Source organism: Mycobacterium xenopi (assembly GCF_009936235.1).
Classification (GTDB): Bacteria; Actinomycetota; Actinomycetes; order Mycobacteriales; family Mycobacteriaceae; genus Mycobacterium; species Mycobacterium xenopi.
This window is the reverse complement of record NZ_AP022314.1, coordinates 3,891,552-3,909,374: the sequence shown is the minus strand read 5'-3', so window position 1 is coordinate 3,909,374 and position 17,823 is coordinate 3,891,552. Positions and strand designations below refer to the sequence as shown.

The 17,823-nt window shown below is 68.1% G+C and carries 15 protein-coding genes and 2 pseudogenes; 11 read left to right on the top strand and 6 right to left on the bottom strand.

Features of this window, described 5'->3' with window-relative positions:
- Positions 1 to 2: 2 nt before the first annotated feature.
- Positions 3 to 293 (bottom strand): hypothetical protein, encoded by a 291-nt coding sequence (locus MYXE_RS18550; protein ID WP_139821104.1) that lies wholly within the window; start codon positions 291 to 293, stop codon positions 3 to 5.
- Positions 294 to 412: 119 nt separating this feature from the next.
- Here MYXE_RS18550 and MYXE_RS18545 point away from each other — a divergent pair.
- Positions 413 to 726: pseudogene (locus MYXE_RS18545) on the top strand (adenylate/guanylate cyclase domain-containing protein); the annotation flags it as partial.
- On the opposite strand, the gene MYXE_RS18540 reads toward MYXE_RS18545, so the two are convergent.
- Positions 723 to 1,022 (bottom strand): WhiB family transcriptional regulator, encoded by a 300-nt coding sequence (locus MYXE_RS18540; RefSeq protein WP_085193043.1) that lies wholly within the window; start codon positions 1,020 to 1,022, stop codon positions 723 to 725. The pseudogene MYXE_RS18545 and the gene MYXE_RS18540 sit on opposite strands and share 4 nt — an antisense overlap.
- 339 nt (positions 1,023 to 1,361) lie before the next feature.
- Here MYXE_RS18540 and MYXE_RS18535 point away from each other — a divergent pair, with 339 nt between their 5' ends.
- The 3 genes from MYXE_RS18535 to MYXE_RS25010 all read left to right on the top strand — a co-directional run bounded on the left by MYXE_RS18535 (position 1,362) and on the right by MYXE_RS25010 (position 3,853).
- Complete coding sequence (locus tag MYXE_RS18535) at positions 1,362 to 2,183, top strand: hypothetical protein (RefSeq protein WP_085193044.1); 822 nt, start codon at positions 1,362 to 1,364, stop codon at positions 2,181 to 2,183.
- A gap of 88 nt (positions 2,184 to 2,271) precedes the next feature.
- Entirely contained in the window at positions 2,272 to 2,850 is a 579-nt protein-coding gene (locus MYXE_RS18530) for a sigma-70 family RNA polymerase sigma factor (protein ID WP_003919238.1), read from the top strand.
- Positions 2,843 to 3,853: an anti-sigma-D factor RsdA gene (locus tag MYXE_RS25010; RefSeq protein ID WP_085193045.1), complete on the top strand. Its 1,011-nt coding sequence runs from the start codon at positions 2,843 to 2,845 to the stop codon at positions 3,851 to 3,853. The genes MYXE_RS18530 and MYXE_RS25010 overlap by 8 nt, the downstream gene beginning before the upstream one ends.
- A gap of 47 nt (positions 3,854 to 3,900) precedes the next feature.
- Here the strand turns inward: MYXE_RS25010 and MYXE_RS18520 are convergent, their stop codons facing one another.
- The gene (locus MYXE_RS18520) at positions 3,901 to 4,314 is read right to left on the bottom strand and encodes a DUF5319 domain-containing protein (protein WP_003919236.1); all 414 of its coding nucleotides are present in this window, start codon (positions 4,312 to 4,314) and stop codon (positions 3,901 to 3,903) included.
- Positions 4,315 to 4,463: 149 nt separating this feature from the next.
- Between MYXE_RS18520 and guaB the strand changes: the two genes are divergently transcribed.
- The 3 genes from guaB to MYXE_RS18505 all read left to right on the top strand — a co-directional run bounded on the left by guaB (position 4,464) and on the right by MYXE_RS18505 (position 9,025).
- A complete protein-coding gene (guaB, locus tag MYXE_RS18515; RefSeq protein WP_039889498.1) occupies positions 4,464 to 6,047 on the top strand; it encodes an IMP dehydrogenase in 1,584 nt (527 codons plus the stop codon).
- A gap of 20 nt (positions 6,048 to 6,067) precedes the next feature.
- Positions 6,068 to 7,207, top strand: a complete 1,140-nt coding sequence (locus MYXE_RS18510; protein ID WP_172468617.1) for a GuaB3 family IMP dehydrogenase-related protein — start codon at positions 6,068 to 6,070, stop codon at positions 7,205 to 7,207.
- An 81-nt stretch (positions 7,208 to 7,288) separates the two neighbouring features.
- The gene (locus MYXE_RS18505) at positions 7,289 to 9,025 is read left to right on the top strand and encodes a GMC oxidoreductase (RefSeq protein WP_003919233.1); all 1,737 of its coding nucleotides are present in this window, start codon (positions 7,289 to 7,291) and stop codon (positions 9,023 to 9,025) included.
- On the opposite strand, the gene MYXE_RS18500 is transcribed toward MYXE_RS18505, so the two are convergent.
- Positions 9,022 to 9,918 carry a TauD/TfdA dioxygenase family protein gene (locus MYXE_RS18500; RefSeq protein WP_085193046.1) on the bottom strand — a complete coding sequence of 299 codons (897 nt, stop codon included), beginning with the start codon at positions 9,916 to 9,918 and terminating at the stop codon, positions 9,022 to 9,024. The genes MYXE_RS18505 and MYXE_RS18500 overlap by 4 nt on opposite strands.
- A 56-nt stretch (positions 9,919 to 9,974) precedes the next feature.
- On the opposite strand from MYXE_RS18500, the gene MYXE_RS18495 reads away from it, so the two are divergent.
- Positions 9,975 to 10,553 (top strand): TetR/AcrR family transcriptional regulator, encoded by a 579-nt coding sequence (locus MYXE_RS18495; protein WP_085193047.1) that lies wholly within the window; start codon positions 9,975 to 9,977, stop codon positions 10,551 to 10,553.
- On the opposite strand, the gene MYXE_RS18490 is transcribed toward MYXE_RS18495, so the two are convergent.
- Positions 10,546 to 12,954, bottom strand: a complete 2,409-nt coding sequence (locus MYXE_RS18490) for a glycoside hydrolase family 65 protein (protein WP_085193048.1) — start codon at positions 12,952 to 12,954, stop codon at positions 10,546 to 10,548. The two genes, MYXE_RS18495 and MYXE_RS18490, sit on opposite strands and share 8 nt — an antisense overlap.
- Positions 12,955 to 12,963: 9 nt before the next feature.
- Positions 12,964 to 13,750, bottom strand: a pseudogene (locus MYXE_RS18485) (beta-phosphoglucomutase family hydrolase).
- Between the two features lie 90 nt (positions 13,751 to 13,840).
- Here MYXE_RS18485 and guaA point away from each other — a divergent pair.
- From guaA to MYXE_RS18470, 3 genes are all read left to right on the top strand, one after another.
- Entirely contained in the window at positions 13,841 to 15,397 is a 1,557-nt protein-coding gene (gene guaA / locus MYXE_RS18480; protein WP_003919228.1) for a glutamine-hydrolyzing GMP synthase, read from the top strand.
- A 195-nt stretch (positions 15,398 to 15,592) separates the two neighbouring features.
- Positions 15,593 to 16,225 (top strand): hypothetical protein, encoded by a 633-nt coding sequence (locus MYXE_RS18475; protein WP_003919227.1) that lies wholly within the window; start codon positions 15,593 to 15,595, stop codon positions 16,223 to 16,225.
- 39 nt (positions 16,226 to 16,264) lie between these two features.
- The gene (locus MYXE_RS18470; RefSeq protein WP_003919226.1) at positions 16,265 to 17,803 is read left to right on the top strand and encodes a DNA polymerase Y family protein; all 1,539 of its coding nucleotides are present in this window, start codon (positions 16,265 to 16,267) and stop codon (positions 17,801 to 17,803) included.
- Positions 17,804 to 17,823 lie beyond the last annotated feature (20 nt).

Genomic DNA, 17,823 nt, shown 5'->3' with positions numbered 1-17,823 from the left:
CATTACGCCTCCAACGCCTTGGCTATGTCGTCCAGTTTGGTCGCCGCTGCCGCGTCTTGGGCGGCGTAGAGGGTAGCGGCAACGTCGGTCTTGATTGCTGTAATCCGTATGCGTGCCGCGAATGCCTGCTCGGTCGCAGCCGCGCCAGCGTGAATCTCGTTGACGACCGCGGCGCTGGCCTGACTAGAGGCAGCCGGACCATCGGGCACAGCACCTACCAGGTCGGCCGCTATGGCGTGCCAGCGGGCCGCTGTAGCGCGAAGATCGCTTTCATCCACTCGAAGTGGTTTCACGCCGTGAGTATAGGCAGCGGCAGCGCACGGGCGAGTCCGTAGTTTGGTTCCGTTCTGTGTCAAGTTTCGGCCCTGGCCTTCCGGCCGACTGGCCTAGGGAGAGCAGAGCATCGGCACCCGAACGATTCCCTACAGTGCGGATCGGCATCGGGATCGATACCGGTGTGGTGATCGCCGGAACCATCGGCGGGGTGGCAAGCTCGAGTTCACCCTGATCGACGACACTGTTAATGTCGCCGCCCGCGTCGAGCAGCTCACCAAGACCACGGGTGACGCGATCCTTCTCACGCAGCAGTCAGTCGGCGCCCTGCCTTCTCGACCACTCGGACTGGCGGACAGAGGATTTCACGCACTCGAGGGCAAGTCCGCTGCCGTGCAGGTTTTCGGCGTCCATCCGGCGGGCGAGCCGCTTTCGTCCGCTCGCGCAGACTAGGCGGTGCGGCGGGTGCGGCCCAGATCGCGTTTGAGCAACATGTCGCGCTCAGTCTCTGACAGCCCGCCCCAGATGCCGTACGGTTCAGCGACCGCCAGGGCGTGGTCGCGGCACTGTTGGATCACTGGGCACCGTCGGCACATCTCCTTGGCGCGGCGCTCGCGTTGCAGACGGGCCCGGCCACGCTCGCCGTCGGGATGGAAGAACACCGACGAGTCGACACCCCGGCACAGGCCGCGCAGTTGCCAATCCCAGATATCGGCGTTTGGACCAGGTAGCTGCTCCGGCTGTGGCATTTAATTCCCTCTCTACACGTCCATGGGCATGCGCGTACAACAAACGCTTGGGCCATGTAACTGATTCGAGCGGTGTCGGCGATGACTACTCGTCAGCAATAAAGTAGGGGCGGGGCCGAATTTCAGTCAACACAGCCGCAGCTGGCCGAATACGTAACCGCAGGTTGAGAATTTACTTCACGTTCATCCCTGTGATGCAGTTTCCGCGCCGAGCATGCTAATGCCGAGCCGCCGATGCTGGTATTTCAGTTCCTACACGGAGGCGCGTACGCGTTAATACGGCGACCGGTATGCGGTGGTTAATATTGCGGTAACTGAGAAACCACAAACTTTTAACTAATGTGCCCCGAGAATACTGACGGCCGTCTATTGACGGAATCAACTCTGAGCGCTGCCGCATTTGGTGACCGGCCGGGATGTTGGCCGCTGCCGTCGGCGAGAACACCCTACCAACGCTGGCTGCGCGCCGTCGCAGCCGGCGGGCAGGGCCGCTACGGCAGCGCCCAGAGCGACTTGACGCTGCTGTTGCGCAACACCTCAGCGGGACGGCTGGCCTCGCTTGCGCACAGCACCCGGGGCTCGTTCCTGCGCCAGCTTGGCTGGCATGCGCAAGCGCGCCGGTGGGACGGCCGGGCGTTGGCGCTGGCCGGCGACGACCCCGAGGCTGTTGCCGACGCGCTGCTTGGGCTGGCCGCCGATGCCCTCGGACTTCGCCGGTTCGCCGTCGCCGAGACGTTGCTGCGCCGGGCCGACAAGGTGCTGGCCGGCGCCGCCGAGACCGGGGTGCAGCGTCCGGCCGTGCGCCGGGCGTGGGTGGCCGCCGAGCTGGCGATGGCGATCGGTGAAGGCCGCCGCGCCGTGCGTCATGCCGAGGAGGCCGTCGAGCTCGCACAGGCCGTATCCTCGCGGCACCGCGTCAAAAGCGACATGGTGGTGGCCGCCGCGCTATGCAGCGCCGGCGACATTGACCGGGCGCGTGCGCTCGGCGACGACACGCTGGATGCCGCGGCGCAGTTGGGTTTAGTGCCGTTGCGCTGGGCGCTGGCCTGCCTGCTGATCGATATCGGAAGTGCCAGGCGCACAACGCAACAACTGCGCAGCGTGCGGCAAGCGTGTGCCGAACACGTGCGCCGCGCCGGCGGGATCTGGTGCGAGCGTTAACCGTTGCAGCGCCCATCGGCCGTTATTGTCGAGCTGTGCAACAAGACCGGGATGTGGCCGGTTCGTAACGTTGGAGAGACCGCGGTCGATGACAATTCAGGGAGAACGTCTCGACGCTGTCGTTGCCGATGCTGTGGCAGGGGATCGGGATGCGCTTCGGGAAGTGCTGGAGACCATCCGGCCGATCGTGGTGCGATACTGCCGCGCGCGGCTCGGCACCGCGGAGCGGGGCGGTCTTTCGGCTGACGACGTGGCACAGGAGGTGTGCTTGGCCGCCATCACGGCGCTGCCGCGCTACCGGGACCAGGGACGCCCGTTTCTGGCCTTCGTGTACGGCATCGCCGCACACAAGGTTGCTGACGCGCATCGCGCAGCCAGCCGCGATCTGGCCTATCCCGCCGACGAGCTGCCCGAACGTCACTCTGATGACGCGGATCCCGAACAGCTGGCCCTCGAGGCGGAGTCGGTTACCCGAATGAACGAATTGCTCGAGGTCTTGCCCGACCAGCAACGCGAAATCATCATCATGCGTGTCGTCGTGGGTTTAAGTGCCGAGGAAACGGCTACCGCTGTCGGCAGCACCCCCGGGGCGGTCCGAGTGGCTCAGCACCGGGCGCTGACCCGGCTGAAGTCCGAAATCGTCGCAGCGGGGCGTGACTATGTCTGATTTCCGGTCACCAGCAGAGCAGCCGTCGCTGGACGCGATCGCGCGCAGCGACCGGTTCCTCGACGCGCTCGCCACCCGTGAGCGGGTTGACGTCGCGGACCACGACGACGAGGTGCTCGCTGCGCTGCTCGAGGAGTGGCGCGACGATCTGCGATGGCCGCCGGCGAGCGCCCTGGTCTCGGAGCACGAAGCCGTCGCTGCGCTGCAGCACGGGCTGGCCGCCCGCCAGCGCACTCGCCGCGCGCTGGCGATGGTCGGATCTATGGCCGCAGCGGTGTTGGCGCTCGGCGGGTTTGGTGCCCTGGTGGGAACCGCTCATCCGGGCGACGCACTTTACGGGGTGCACACCATGCTGTTCGGTGAGCCGCCGTCGGTCCACGACGACGAGGTCGAGTTGGCCGCGAAGAGTGAACTGGCCAAGGTTCAGCAGATGATTGCCCAAGGCCAATGGGAACAGGCTCAGGGAAAGTTGGCTGCCGTTAGCGACTCGGTGCAAACCGTCAACGACTCCAACCGCAAACAGGGTCTGATCGATGAGGTCAATCAGCTCAACGCCAAGGTGGCCAGCCGCGATCCCAATGCCACGCTGCCGTCCAGCTCGCCCGCGACCTCCGCGCCCGTCTCGTCGGTCGGCCCGACTTCCACGTCGGGAGGCTCGCCAACGGCCGAGACCACCTCGGGCACCACCACCAGCGCCTCGACCGAGGCGACCACCAGCGTCACCACCACGACCGTGACCACCACCAGCCCGGCCGCGACGTCCACACCGTCCTCGACCACACCGTCGTCGCCGCAGGCCGCGTGGGCAAGCACCTCGACGAGTTCTGTTCCGGCGCAATCACCTTCGCAAGCCGTCAGCGTCACACCCACGACCACGGCGGCGAGTCCGTCGACCAGCCCCAGCCTGCCCAACACCGGCGACGCGGCGGCGCAGACTACGCCGGGCGCGCCCGTCAGCAGCCCGCCACTGTCAACGCCGCGCAGTCCAGTCGGTCCCGGATAACGGAACGCGATTACAGGGCAGTGTGAACTGTTGCCGACCCGGCGGGCTTAGCGGCGCCCGTGATAGCCCTCGGAGTCGGAGGTTGCCTCGTTGAGTGACGCGTCGGCGTATCCGCGGCAGTAATCCCAGGTGACGTAGGCGTCCGGTTCCGGGTCGTAGGCCGGCTCATGGGGGCGGACGGTGCCGTCGACCAGCAACTGCAGCAGGTTGGCGCGCAACATGTCCCAGTCGTGGTAGTGGTCCTGCTGGCATTCGTCGCAGCAGACTACGAGGCCACGAATTCCCTTGTGCGCCAACAATGCCTCGTATACTGCCAGGTCGGCCAGGTCGGCTTCGACCGCCATCCGCTCCTGCGGGTCTAGCGGCTGGGCGGGTTCGACGTCGTCCAACGCCGCCGAAGGGTCGCACGGGTCGTCGGCAAACGGGTCGGGCGGCAAACCCGGTGGTAGGTAGTCGCGCACGTCTCCACATTACGCAGCCCGGCCACCATCGCGCCAGCGGAACCACCGGCCAGTGCCGAGCTGTCGCGCCGCCCCGGCGCGCGTCGTCACCGGGCTCACACTGAGCCGATAGGATGGGTTTCTGACTCCGCATGAGGAGGGCCTCACCGATGTCCCATGGCGTGTTCGAAGGCAGCGCCGACCTGATCGCCACCCCCTACGCCCGCCTCGGTGGGCTCGCCGACGACCCGGTCCCCACCGGTGGCGACGACCCGCACAAGGTGGCGATGCTGGGGCTGACCTTCGACGACGTGCTGCTGTTGCCCGCAGCCTCGGACGTGGTGCCCGCCAATGCGGATACCTCGAGCCAGCTCACCAAGAAAATCCGGCTCAAGGTGCCACTGGTCAGCTCGGCGATGGACACGGTCACCGAGTCACGAATGGCCATCGCGATGGCCCGGGCCGGCGGTATGGGCGTGTTGCACCGCAACCTGCCGGTCGCTGAACAGGCCGGCCAGGTCGAGACCGTCAAGCGATCGGAGGCCGGAATGGTCACCGATCCGGTCACCTGCCGGCCGGACAACACCTTGGCGGAGGTCGACGCGCTGTGCGCCCGCTTCCGCATCTCCGGGTTGCCGGTGGTCGACGACAGCGGCGGGTTGGTCGGCATCATCACCAACCGCGACATGCGCTTTGAGGTCGACCAGTCCAAGCACGTCTCGGAGGTGATGACCAAGGCTCCGCTGATCACCGCCCAGGAGGGGGTATCCGCCGACGCGGCGCTGGGCCTGTTGCGCCGCCACAAGATCGAGAAGCTGCCGATCGTCGACGGCCAGGGGCGGCTGACCGGGCTGATTACCGTCAAGGATTTCGTCAAGACCGAACAACACCCGAATGCGACCAAGGACAGCGACGGCCGGCTGCTGGTCGGCGCCGCGGTCGGGGTCGGCGACGACGCCTGGGTGCGCGCGATGACACTCGTCGACGCCGGGGTCGACGTGCTGGTCGTCGACACCGCACACGCACACAACCGGCTGGTGCTCGACATGGTCGGCAAGCTCAAGGCCGAGGTCGGTGAGAAGGTCGAGGTGGTCGGCGGCAACGTCGCCACCCGTGCGGCCGCCGCGGCGCTGGTCGAGGCCGGCGCTGACGCGGTCAAGGTCGGGGTGGGTCCCGGCTCGATCTGCACCACTCGGGTGGTGGCCGGTGTCGGGGCCCCGCAGATCACCGCGATCTTAGAAGCGGTAGCGGCCTGTCGCCCTCATGGCGTGCCGGTGATTGCCGACGGCGGCCTGCAGTACTCCGGCGACATCGCCAAGGCGTTGGCCGCGGGCGCGTCGACGGCGATGCTGGGGTCGCTGTTGGCTGGCACCGCCGAGGCGCCCGGCGAGCTGATCTTCGTCAACGGCAAGCAGTACAAGAGCTACCGCGGCATGGGGTCGCTGGCCGCGATGCAGGGCCGCGGCGAAGGCAAGTCGTACTCCAAGGACCGCTACTTCGCCGACGACGCGCTCTCCGAGGACAAGCTGGTGCCGGAGGGCATCGAGGGCCGGGTGCCGTTCCGTGGGCCGCTGTCGTCGGTGATCCACCAGCTCACCGGCGGCTTGCGCGCGGCGATGGGCTACACCGGGTCGGCCACCATCGAGCAGTTGCAGCATGCGCAGTTCGTTCGCATCACCGCGGCGGGGCTGAAAGAAAGCCACCCGCATGACATCACGATGACCGTCGAAGCGCCGAACTACTACGTGCGGTGAACGGGCCGTTCATGCGTGACATGGTCGAGATCGGCATGGGCCGCACCGCCCGTCGCACCTATGAACTCGACGACGTCAACATCGTGCCGTCGCGGCGCACCCGGTCCTCCAAAGACGTTTCCACGGCCTGGCAGCTCGACGCCTACCGGTTCGAGATTCCCGTCGTCTCCCATCCGACCGATGCGCTGGTGTCCCCGGAGTTCGCCGTTGAGCTCGGTCGGCTGGGCGGGCTGGGCGTGCTCAACGGCGAAGGGCTGATCGGCCGGCACGCTGACTACCACGCCAAGATCGCCCAAGTCATTGAGGCCGCCGAAAAAGAACCGGAGCCGGCGGCGGCCATCCGGCTGCTGCAGCAGCTGCACGCCGCGCCGCTGGATCCCGACTTGCTGGGTGCCGCGGTGGCCCGCATCCGCGAGGCCGGGGTGATCACCGCGGTGCGGGTCAGCCCGCAGAACGCTCAAGCGCTCACCCCGGCGCTGATCGCCGCGGGGATCGACCTGCTCGTCATCCAGGGCACGATCGTCTCCGCCGAACGGGTGGCCCAGGACCGGCACGGGGCCGGCGAACCGCTGAACCTGAAGACCTTCATCTCCGAGCTGGACGTGCCGGTGGTGGCCGGTGGTGTGCTCGACCACCGCACCGCCCTGCATCTGATGCGCACCGGGGCGGCGGGCGTCATCGTCGGCTACGGCTCCACCCAGGGGGTGACCACCAGCGACGAGGTGCTGGGCATCAGCGTGCCGATGGCCACCGCCATCGCCGACGCGGCCGCCGCCCGCCGCGAATACCTCGACGAGACCGGCGGCCGCTACGTGCACGTGCTGGCCGACGGCGACATCCACACCTCCGGTGACCTGGCCAAGGCCATCGCCTGCGGCGCCGATGCGGTGGTGCTCGGAACGCCGCTGGCCGAGGCCGCCGAGGCGCTCGGCGACGGATGGTTCTGGCCGGCAGCGGCCGCGCACCCGTCGCTGCCGCGCGGGGCGCTGCTGCAGGTCGCCGTCGGCGAGCGGGCGCCGCTGCGCAAGGTGCTCGACGGCCCGTCGGACGATCCGTTCGGCTCGCTGAACCTCGTCGGCGGGCTGCGCCGGTCCATGGCCAAGGCCGGCTACTGCGACCTGAAGGAATTCCAGAAGGTCGGCCTGACCGTCGGCAGCTAACCCCCTCGCGAGCAGACAGAGAATCGCGTTACCGGGGCGGCTTTTGTGCGAGTCTGCGTCTGCTCGCCGTAGGCTGGGCCGGTGGAACCTGACTATGACGTGCTGATCATCGGTTCGGGTTTCGGGGGCAGCGTCACCGCGCTTCGGCTGACCGAGAAGGGGTATCGCGTCGGGGTCCTCGAAGCCGGTCGCCGGTTCGCCGACCACGAGTTCGCCAAGACCTCCTGGAACCTGCGCAAGTTCTTGTGGGCGCCCAAGCTGGGCTGCTACGGCATCCAGCGCATCCACCTGCTGCGCAACGTGATGATCCTGGCCGGCGCCGGGGTCGGCGGCGGATCGCTGAACTACGCCAACACGCTGTACGTGCCGCCGGAGCCGTTCTTCAAAGACCGGCAGTGGTCGCACATCACCGACTGGCGTGCGGAGTTGATGCCGCACTACGAGCAGGCCCAGCGCATGCTCGGCGTGGTGCGCAACCCCACGTTCACCGACGCCGACCGTATCGTCAAGGAGGTCGCCGACGAGATGGGCTTCGGCGACACGTGGGTGCCCACCCCGGTTGGGGTGTTCTTCGGCCCGGACGGGAAGAAGACGCCGGGCCAGCGGGTGCCCGACCCCTACTTCGGCGGGGTGGGGCCCGAGCGGGTCGGCTGCCACGAATGCGGATGCTGCATGACCGGCTGCCGCCACGGCGCGAAGAACACCCTGGTGAAGAACTACCTCGGGCTCGCAGAAAGCGCTGGGGCACAAGTGATCCCAATGACGACGGTCACCGGCTTCGAGCAGCTGGCGGACGGGACGTGGCAGGTGCGGGCCGTGCGCACCGGCCGCTGGGTGCGCAGGCAGAAGAAGACGTTCACCGCGACGTATCTGGTGCTGGCCGCCGGGACGTGGGGCACGCAGCGGCTGCTGTTCAAGATGCGCGACAAGGGCAAGCTGCCCAAGCTGTCCGACCGTCTCGGCGTGCTCACCCGGACAAATTCCGAATCCATCGTCGGTGCTGGAAAACTCGAGGTTTCACCGGATCTCGACCTGACCCACGGCGTGGCAATCACGTCGTCGATCCATCCCACCCCCGACACACATATCGAGCCGGTGCGCTACGGCAAGGGCTCCAACGCGATGGGGCTGCTGCAGACGTTGATGACCGACGGCCCCGGCCCCGAGGGCACCGACGTGCCGCGCTGGCGGCAGTTGATCCAAAACGTCCGCAAAGACCCGCGCGGTACCCTGCGGCTGCTCAACGTCCACCGGTGGAGCGAGCGGACGCTGATCGCGCTGGTCATGCAGCACCTGGACAACTCGATCACGACGTTCACCAAACGCGGAATGTTCGGGCGCCGACGGTATTCCAGCAAGCAAGGGCACGGCGAGCCCAACCCGACGTGGATCCCGATCGGCAACAAGGTGACCCGGCGGATCGCCGAGAAGATCGACGGCGTCGCCGGCGGCACCTGGGGCGAGCTGTTCAACATCCCGCTGACCGCGCACTTCCTGGGCGGCGCCGCGATCGGCGACAGCCCCGAACACGGTGTCATCGACCCGTATCAGCGGGTGTATGGCTACCCGACGCTCTCGGTGCACGACGGCGCCGCAGTGTCGGCGAACCTCGGTGTCAACCCGTCACTTTCGATCACCGCGCAAGCCGAGCGGGCGGCGTCGCTGTGGCCGAACAAGGGACAAAAGGATCTGCGGCCGGCTCAAGGCGAACCCTATCGCCGGCTGGCGCCGATCCCACCCGAGCATCCAGTGGTTCCGGCTGATGCGCCTGGCGCGCTGCGCTGGCCGCCGATCGAACCGGTCAGCTCTGCGGGCTAGCTCGCCTCGGCAAGCGGCGCTCCGGCGACCACCCGGCTGCGCTGGCCGTGCACGTCGACGGGCACATCGCCCATCAAGGTGACCCGGTGCATGAGCCGAGGCTGGTCGTCGTAGTCGTCGACGGCGCGGTGCTGGGTGGCGCGGTTGTCCCAGATTGCGACATCACCAGGCTCCCAATTCCATCGGATCGTGTTTTCCGGCATGGTGATTCGACGTTGTAGCAACTCCAGCAGCACATGCGACTCGTAGTCGTCCAAGCCGATGAAGCCGCGAACGAAATCGCCCGCCAGCAAGGCTCGTTCACCGGTCTCCGGATGCACTCGCACCACCGGATGTTCGGTGCGAAAGTCCGGCTTTTCGAACGCTTCCCGAAACGTGCGCTGTTCTGCGGTCAGCGCTTCGGGCCGGACGTAGTCGTAGCGGTTGCTGTGTAGCGCCCACAGGTTTTCCGCGAGTCGCGAAAATGGCTCGGGCAGCGCGTCGTAGGCCGCCGCGGTGGAGGCCCATAGCGTCGATCCACCGTAGCTTGGCAGCTTGACCGCGCGCAGGATCGAGGCTGCGGGAGGGTTGGCGACGAATGTGACGTCGGTGTGCCAGCGCGTCGCCTTGCCGTATTCGGAGTTGATCGGCGTGATCACCGGCGCGTTCTCGACGGCGAGATACTTCGCGGCCGGGTGCCCGATCGGGGTGCCCAGCCGCCGGGCAAACGCGAGCTGCTGATCGTCGTCGAGGTGATCTTGGCCACGGAAGAAGATCACCCGGTGCTCCAGCAGCGCCCGGCGGATCGTGTCGAGCGTGGCCGGGTCGAGATCACCGCCGAGTCGCACGCCGTCGATGCGCGCGCCGATTCGGCTGCCGAGCTTGGTGACGGTGGTGGTCAGGGAAGTGGTCATCGGATTCCTTGGGGTAGCGTATGTAGTCAATTGACTACATACGCTACTGTAGTCATATGACTACACCGGTGTCAACAGGTAAACGAGGCCGGGTGCCGGTGGGGCGCGAACAGGTTGCGGCCGCGATCCTGGTGGCCGCGGCCGACCTGTTCGCCGAGCGCGGACCGGCAGCGACCTCGATCCGTGACATCGCCGCCCGCTCGAAGGTGAACCACGGCTTGGTGTTTCGCCATTTCGGCACCAAGGAACGGTTGGTCGGGGCCGTGCTCGATCACCTGGGTACGACCACGACCACGTTGCTGCAGAGCGGCGCGCCGGCGACCGAGGTGGAGCGGGCGTTCGACCGGCATATGCGGGTGATGGCCCGCGCCCTGCTCGACGGTTATCCGGCCGGGCAGTTGCAGAGCCGGTTTCCCGGCGTCTCGCAGCTGCTGGATCAGGTGCGACCCCGACACCACAGCGACCGCGAGGCCCGGTTGGCCGTCGCCAACGCCGTTGCCCTGCAACTGGGTTGGCGGTTGTTCGAGCCGTTCTTGCGGTCCGCGGCAGGTATCGACGAGATGACCGACGAGCAGCTGCGGCAGGCAGTGGCCGCCGAGGTGGCCCGGATCATCGAGCCGCCGTCCGTTAGCTGACTGCTGCCCGGGCCGACGAGCTGGGCTGAGGCTGAAGTCGGCGTGAGGCCACGGTGCGCCGGTGGACCGGTTCGCGGCCGGGGGGCTGCGGCGGCGGTGGCAGCAGTGGTTCTCGGATCCGCACCGGGACGGTCGTCGGTGCTTCAGTACTGAGCTTGAGCTCCTCGCCGGCATGGCGGATCCTCAGCTCGCCGCCAGGCCCGTCGCGCAACGTGTAGGTGACGTCTTCGTGGGTGGCGCACACGCTGACCCGAAATCCTCTCCAGCGCAACCGGAACCGCAGGCACGCGATGGCATCGGGCAGCTGCGGGTCGAGCGAGAGGATACCCTCGTCGTCGCGCAAGCCCCCGAAGCCGCCGACCAGCGCGGTCCAGGCCCCGGCCAACGACGCCATGTGCAGCCCGTCGCGGGTGTTGGCGTGCAGGTCGCGCAGGTCGATCAGGGCCGCCTCGTAGGCGTAGTCGTGGGCCAGCTCCAAATGGCCCACCTCGGCGCACATCACCGCCTGGGTGCATGCCGACAGCGACGAGTCGCGCACGGTCCGCCGCTCGTAATAGTCGACATTGCGCGCCTTCTGTTCGGGCGTGAACGCGTGGCTCTGCCACTGCATCGCCAGCACCAGGTCGGCCTGCTTGATCACCTGCGCCGGGTAGAGCCGCACATACGGCGCGTGCAGCAGCAGCGGGTACGTCGCATTCTTGTCGAAGTCCCACTCGGCGAACGTCGTGAAGCCCTCGCACTGCTGGTGCACCCCGAGTTCCTCGTCGTAAGGGATGTGTGCGGCGTTGGCCGCGTCGCGCCAGGCGGCGGTCTCCTCGGTGCTGACCCCCATCGCGCGCGCCTTCTCGGGGTGGCGAGCGCACGCCTCGGCGGCGACGCGCAGGTTGTGTGCCGCCATCAGATTCGTGAACACGTTGTCGCGCACGACCGCGGTGTACTCGTCGGGACCGGTGACGCCGTCGAGGTGCCAGACGCCGTGCCGGTCGTGGTGGCCGAGCGACCGCCACAGTCGGGCGGTTTCGATCAGCACCTCCAGGCCGCACTCTTCCTCCAGCGACTCGTCGCCGGTGACGATGCGGTAGCGCTCGAACGCCGCTGCGATGTCGGCGTTGACGTGAAAGGCCGCCGTGCCGGCCGGCCAGTACCCCGAGCACTCCTGGCCGCGGATCGTCCGCCACGGAAACGCCGCGCCCTGCAGATCGAGGACCGCCGCCCGCTCTCGGGCCAGGTCCAGGGTGGCTGCACGCCAGCGCAGGGCGTCGGCTGCCGCATGGGGCGCGGTGTAGGTGAGCACGGGAAGAACGAATCCCTCGGTGTCCCAAAAGGCGTGGCCGTCATAGCCGCTGCCGGTGAGTCCCTTGCCCGGGATCGCACGAACCTCGGCGCGGGCGCTGGCTTGCAGGATGTGGAAAAGCCCGAACCGCACCGCCTGCTGGATAACCGGGTCGCCCTCGACCTCGACGTCGGCGCTGTCCCAGAACTCGTCGAGGTATTTGCGCTGGGCGTCGAGCAGTCCCTGCCATCCGCTGTAGCGGGCGCTGGTCAGCGCGGCCACGGCCTGGTCGCGCAGCGCCGGGCGGGACCGCAGACTCGACCACCCATACGCCAGGTATTTCACGATGCGCAGTCTCTGCCCGGGACGAAGCCCGCAGATCACGGTGGTGCGCGCCAGATCCGGACGGGTTTCGGTGTCGAACTCGACTCGCCCCGGCACGTCGATTTCATGGTCCATCACGGCGGACATCATCAGTCCGCTGGCCCGGGTGCGATGCATCAGCATCGCTCGCCGTTCGGAGCTGTCCTGCTCGACCGCCTCCAGCGGATTGTCCAGTACCGCCGCGACCCGCGGATCGCCGGAGGTCTGCGGCAGGTCTTCGTTGGCGACAAGTTCGGATTGCACTGTTACGCGGGTGAATTCGTCGATCGCCTCGACCACGTACTCGATGGCTGCCACGCTGCGCTGGGCCAGCGACACCAGCCGGGTCGACACCACCTTCACCTGCTTGCCCGCGGGTGAACGCCAGTGCGCACGCCGGGTCAGCGTGCCGGCCCGCAAGTCGAGAGCGCGCTCATGGTCGATCAGCTCGCCGTAGCGGACGTCGAACGGTTCGTCATCGACCAGCAGCCGGATGATCTTGCCGTTGGTGACGTCGACGATGGTCTGCCCGGCCTCCGGGTACCCGTATCCCGCCTCGGCGTAAGGCAGCGGCCGCACTTCGTAAAACGAGTTGAGGTAGGTGCCGGGCAGGCCGTGTGGCTCACCTTCGTCGAGGTTGCCGCGCAATCCGATATGCCCGTTCGACAGCGCGAACAGCGACTCCGACTGGGCCAACAGGTTGAAGTCCAACCGGGTTTCGCGAACCTGCCAGGGTTCGACGGGAAAGGCTTCTTCAGTGATCATGATCGTTCCCTACAGCAGTTCCGCGAGGTCGGTGACGACGACGTCGGCACCGTTGCGGCGCAAGTCCTCCGCATGGCCCAGCCGGTCGATCCCCACGACATAACCGAAGTTTCCCGCGCGGCCGGCGGCCACGCCGGACAGGGCGTCCTCGAACACCGCAGCCTCTTGCGGCGCGACGCCGAGCAGTTCGGCGGCCCGCAGGAAGGAATCCGGGGCCGGCTTGCCGGCGAGGTGTTCCTCTTGCAAGGTCACGCCGTCGACCAGCTGCTGGACGAACCGGTCGAGCCCGGTGAGTTTGAGCACGTCTCGGGTGTTGGCGCTCGACGACACAACCGCGATGCCGAGACCGGCGTCGGCGACCGCCTCCAGGTAGCGCCGGGAGCCGTCGAACACCTCGACACCGTCTTGCCGCATAGTCTGTTGAAAGGCTTCGTTTTTGCGGTTGCCCAGGCCGCAAACGGTTTCGGCGTCGGGGGGATCATCCGGGCTGCCTTCGGGTAATTCGATACCTCGGCTGGCCAAAAACGAGCGGACCCCGTCTTCGCGTTTCTTACCGTCGACGTATTGACGGTAGTCCGCGCCTGGATCGAACGGTACGAACTCTTCGCCGGTGCGTTCGGCACGCTGGCGAAGATACTCGTCGAACATGGCTTTCCAGGCCTTAGTGTGCACGCTGGCGGTGTCGGTCAGCACACCGTCAAGGTCGAACAGACACGCGTGCACCGCATCTGGCAGACCCAGCACAGGCCACCTCGCTTCCGGCTGAGGGCAATCCACGGCGATACCACTTCACCATGCCACGCATCCCCAGGCGGCGCTTTCGCGCGCACGACCCAACTCGATGCTTCAGCACGGTCGGGTGTCGTGGCGCACCTAGACTGATCCGGTGGAATCCGCATCTCCTCGGCCCGTGCTGGTGGTCGACTTCGGCGCGCAGTATGCGCAGTTGATCGCCCGACGGGTGCGCGAAGCGCGGGTGTTCTCGGAGGTCATCCCGCACACCGCCACGGTGGAAGAAATCAAGGCGCGCGACCCCCAGGCGATCGTGCTCTCCGGCGGACCGGCCAGCGTCTACGCCGAGGGCGCCCCGCAGCTCGACCCGGCGCTCTTCGACTTGAACGTCCCGGTGTTCGGTATCTGTTACGGCTTTCAGGCCATGGCGCAGACCCTCGGCGGGACCGTCGCACGCACTGGCACCAGTGAGTACGGCCGCACCGAGCTGACCGTCACCGGCGGCGACCTGCACGCCGACCTGCCGGCTACCCAGCCGGTGTGGATGAGCCACGGCGACGCCGTCACCGCCGCACCGCAGGGATTCGCCGTGGTGGCCACCAGCGCGGGTTCCCCGGTGGCCGCCTTCGAGGACCGGGCCCGGCGGCTGGCGGGCGTGCAATACCACCCCGAGGTGATGCACAGCCCGCACGGGCAACAGGTACTGAGCCGGTTTCTGCACGAGTTCGCCGGCATCGGCGCGGAATGGACGCCCGCCAACATTGCCGACACGCTCATCGAACAGGTGCGGGGCCAGATCGGTCAGGGGCATGCGATCTGCGGCCTGTCCGGCGGGGTGGATTCGGCCGTCGCCGCGGCGCTGGTGCAGCGCGCGATCGGCGAGAAGTTGACGTGTGTGTTCGTCGACCACGGGCTGCTGCGCGCCGGGGAACGCGCACAAGTGCAGCGCGATTTCGTCGCCGCCACCGGCGCCAACCTGGTCACCGTCGACGCGGCGGCGACCTTCCTCGAGGCGCTGACCGGGGTGACCAACCCCGAGGGCAAGCGCAAGATCATCGGCCGGCAATTCATCCGGGCCTTCGAGGGCGCCGTGCGTGACCTGATGTCCCGCGATACCGAGGTCGAGTTCTTGGTGCAGGGCACCCTGTACCCGGACGTGGTGGAATCCGGCGGCGGCGCCGGTGCGGCCAACATCAAGAGCCACCACAACGTCGGTGGGCTGCCCGGCGACCTGAAGTTCAAACTCGTCGAGCCGCTGCGGCTGCTGTTCAAAGACGAGGTGCGCGCGGTCGGGCGGGAATTGGGGCTGCCCGAGGAAATCGTTGCGCGCCAACCGTTTCCGGGTCCAGGTCTGGCGGTTCGGATCGTGGGCGAGGTTACTGCGGCGCGGCTGGACGTCCTGCGGCGCGCCGACGCGATCGCGCGCGAGGAGTTGACCGCGGCGGGGCTGGACGGCCAGATCTGGCAGTGCCCGGTGGTGCTGCTGGCCGACATCCGCTCGGTCGGGGTGCAGGGCGACGACCGCACCTACGGGCACCCGATCGTGTTGCGCCCGGTGTCAAGCGAAGACGCCATGACCGCCGACTGGACCCGGGTGCCCTACGACGTGCTGGAGCGCATCTCCACCCGGATCACCAACGAGGTCGCCGAGGTCAACCGCGTGGTGCTGGACATCACCAGCAAGCCGCCGGCCACGATCGAATGGGAGTAACGGGCTTTCGCGACCTTTAACTGGTCGCGATGGCACGCCGAAGGGACTCGCGCGCCGCCAGCCCACAGGAACACCATTTGCCCCACCTGTATCGATGGCATAAAGCGGCCCCTGTCGTTGCTTGACGGTTGTCGGTGGGCGGGTGTTGACTCACGGATAATCGAACATACATTCGAGAGTCAGTGAGTGTTGTCTATGTCAGCGGTTGCCGTGCAAGACCGTGCTGAGCAGCTGAAACTGCTGCGTCGACAGATGGCGGCGGTGTCCGGGAAGGGCGAGTCGAGGGACTGGCTGCCGGAGTCGGAAACCACGCTTCCTATCCCGCAGCTGCTGGCCAAGACGCTGCCTGGCGCGCTGCCGCGTGGAACGGTCGCGGTGGTCTCGGGAGCCCGGTCGCTGCTGCTGGGGATGGTGGCCGCGGTGACGGCCGCCGGCGGGAACGCGGCCATCGTCGGCCAGCCGGACATCGGTTTGCTGGCCGCGGTGGAGATGGGGGCGGACCTAAGCCGGCTCGCGGTGATCCCCGATCCCGGGACCGATCCGGTGGAGGTCGCCGCGGTACTCATGGACGGAATGGATCTGGTCGTCCTGGGCCTAGGTGGACGGTCGGTGTCGTTGACCCGGGCACGGGCGGTAACGGCCCGCGCCCGTCAGAAAGGCTGCACCCTGCTGGTCACCGACGGCGATTGGCATGGGGCGTCGATGCGGCTGGAGGCCCGGGTCTGTGGTTACGAAACCACCTGTGGCGCACCTGGTTTCGGTCGGATCAGCAGGGTGCGGCTCGACGTGAGCACACAGGGGCGCGCAATCAGGGCGCGGACCGGGTGAGGTGGGGCGGTGTCCTCCCGGGTGCTGGCGATCTGGTGCATGGACTGGCCTGCGGTCGCCGCGGCGGCGGCCGCAGGCCTACCCGCGACGGCCCCGGTCGCGGTCACCCTGGCCAACCGGGTGATCGCCTGCTCGTCGGCGGCCCGGTCGGCGGGCGTGGTGCGGGGGCTGCGGCGGCGGGAGGCGACGGCCCGCTGCCCGCAACTGCACGTCGTCGCCGCAGACACCGACCGCGATGCCCGCTTGTTCGAGCGGGTGATCGCGGCGGTGGACGATCTGGTGCCCGGCGCCGAGGTGCTGCGGCCTGGGCTGGTGGTGTTGTCGGTGCGCGGGGCGGCTCGCTATTTCGGCTCCGAGCAGCAGGTGGCCGAGCGGCTGATCGACGCGGTGGCCGTGAGTTCAGCGGCCGGTGCCGAGTGTCAGGTCGGCGTCGCCGACCAGTTGTCCACCGCAGTCTTCGCCGCGCGGGCGGGCCGGATTGTGGGGCCGGGAGAAGACGCGCGATTTTTGTCGGCGCTGTCGATCCGTCAACTGGCCGCCGAGCCCAGCCTGTCCGGCCCGGGCCGAGAAGAACTGGTAGACCTGTTGTGGCGGATGGGAATTCGCACCATCGGGCAGTTCGCTGCGCTGCCGCGCACCGACGTGGCATCCCGATTCGGCGCCGACGCGGTGGCCGCGCACCGATTCGCCCGCGGAGAGCCGGAGCGCCCGCCGTGCGGGCGTGAGCCGCCGCCGGATCTCGACGCCGTGCTGCCCTGCGATCCGCCGATCGACCGCGTCGACGCCGCGGCCTTCGCCGGGCGCTCGCTGGCCGCCACGCTGCATCAAACGTTGATGGCCGCCGGGGTGGGCTGCACCCGGCTGGCCATCAACGCCGTCACCGCCAACGGCGAAGAGCTGCAACGGGTATGGCGGTGTGCCGAGCCGCTGACCGAGGATGCCACCGCCGACCGGGTGCGCTGGCAGCTCGACGGGTGGCTGAACAACCGGACCGCCGACGAGCGGCCCACCGCGCCGGTGACGCTGTTGCGGCTGCAGCCGATCGAGGTGGTGTCCGCCGAGGCGCTGCAGTTGCCGTTATGGGGCGGTCTCGGTGAGGAAGACAGGCTGCGGGCGCGCCGGGCGCTGGTGCGGGTGCAGGGGCTGCTCGGCCCGGAGGCGGTGCAGGTGCCGGTGCTGTCCGGCGGTCGCGGGCCCGCCGAACGCATCACGCTGACGCCGCTGGGCGACGAGCCGGTGGCCCGGGCCGACCCACGCCGGCCATGGCCCGGTCAGCTGCCCGAGCCGTCGCCGACGGTGCTGCTCGACGATCCGGTGGAACTGCTTGACGCCCAGGGAAATCCGGTGCGGGTGACCAACCGGGGGCTGTTCTCGGCTGATCCGGCACGGCTGACCGCGCACGGTTGTGACGACAGGCTGCGGTGGTGGGCCGGACCCTGGCCGGTCGACGAGCGGTGGTGGGATCCAGAGCAGGCCAGGGGCCGCACCGCCCGCATGCAGGTGTTGCTCGAGAGCGAGCGTGCGCTGCTGCTGTGCTACCGGCAAAGGCGGTGGTATCTGGAGGGAATCTACGAGTAGCGTGATTCACGTCCGGCGAG

Coding starts and splice junctions, on each gene's coding strand:
- MYXE_RS25010 (WP_085193045.1), top strand. CDS start 2,843: ATGTCTGATTTCCGGTCACCAGCAGAGCAGCCGTCGCTGGACGCGATC.
- MYXE_RS18540 (WP_085193043.1), bottom strand. CDS start 1,022: ATGCCACAGCCGGAGCAGCTACCTGGTCCAAACGCCGATATCTGGGAT.
- MYXE_RS18510 (WP_172468617.1), top strand. CDS start 6,068: ATGGTCGAGATCGGCATGGGCCGCACCGCCCGTCGCACCTATGAACTC.
- MYXE_RS18490 (WP_085193048.1), bottom strand. CDS start 12,954: ATGATCACTGAAGAAGCCTTTCCCGTCGAACCCTGGCAGGTTCGCGAA.
- guaB (WP_039889498.1), top strand. CDS start 4,464: ATGTCCCATGGCGTGTTCGAAGGCAGCGCCGACCTGATCGCCACCCCC.
- MYXE_RS18530 (WP_003919238.1), top strand. CDS start 2,272: ATGACAATTCAGGGAGAACGTCTCGACGCTGTCGTTGCCGATGCTGTG.
- MYXE_RS18495 (WP_085193047.1), top strand. CDS start 9,975: ATGACTACACCGGTGTCAACAGGTAAACGAGGCCGGGTGCCGGTGGGG.
- MYXE_RS18500 (WP_085193046.1), bottom strand. CDS start 9,918: ATGACCACTTCCCTGACCACCACCGTCACCAAGCTCGGCAGCCGAATC.
- MYXE_RS18470 (WP_003919226.1), top strand. CDS start 16,265: ATGGACTGGCCTGCGGTCGCCGCGGCGGCGGCCGCAGGCCTACCCGCG.
- MYXE_RS18535 (WP_085193044.1), top strand. CDS start 1,362: ATGTGCCCCGAGAATACTGACGGCCGTCTATTGACGGAATCAACTCTG.
- MYXE_RS18475 (WP_003919227.1), top strand. CDS start 15,593: ATGTCAGCGGTTGCCGTGCAAGACCGTGCTGAGCAGCTGAAACTGCTG.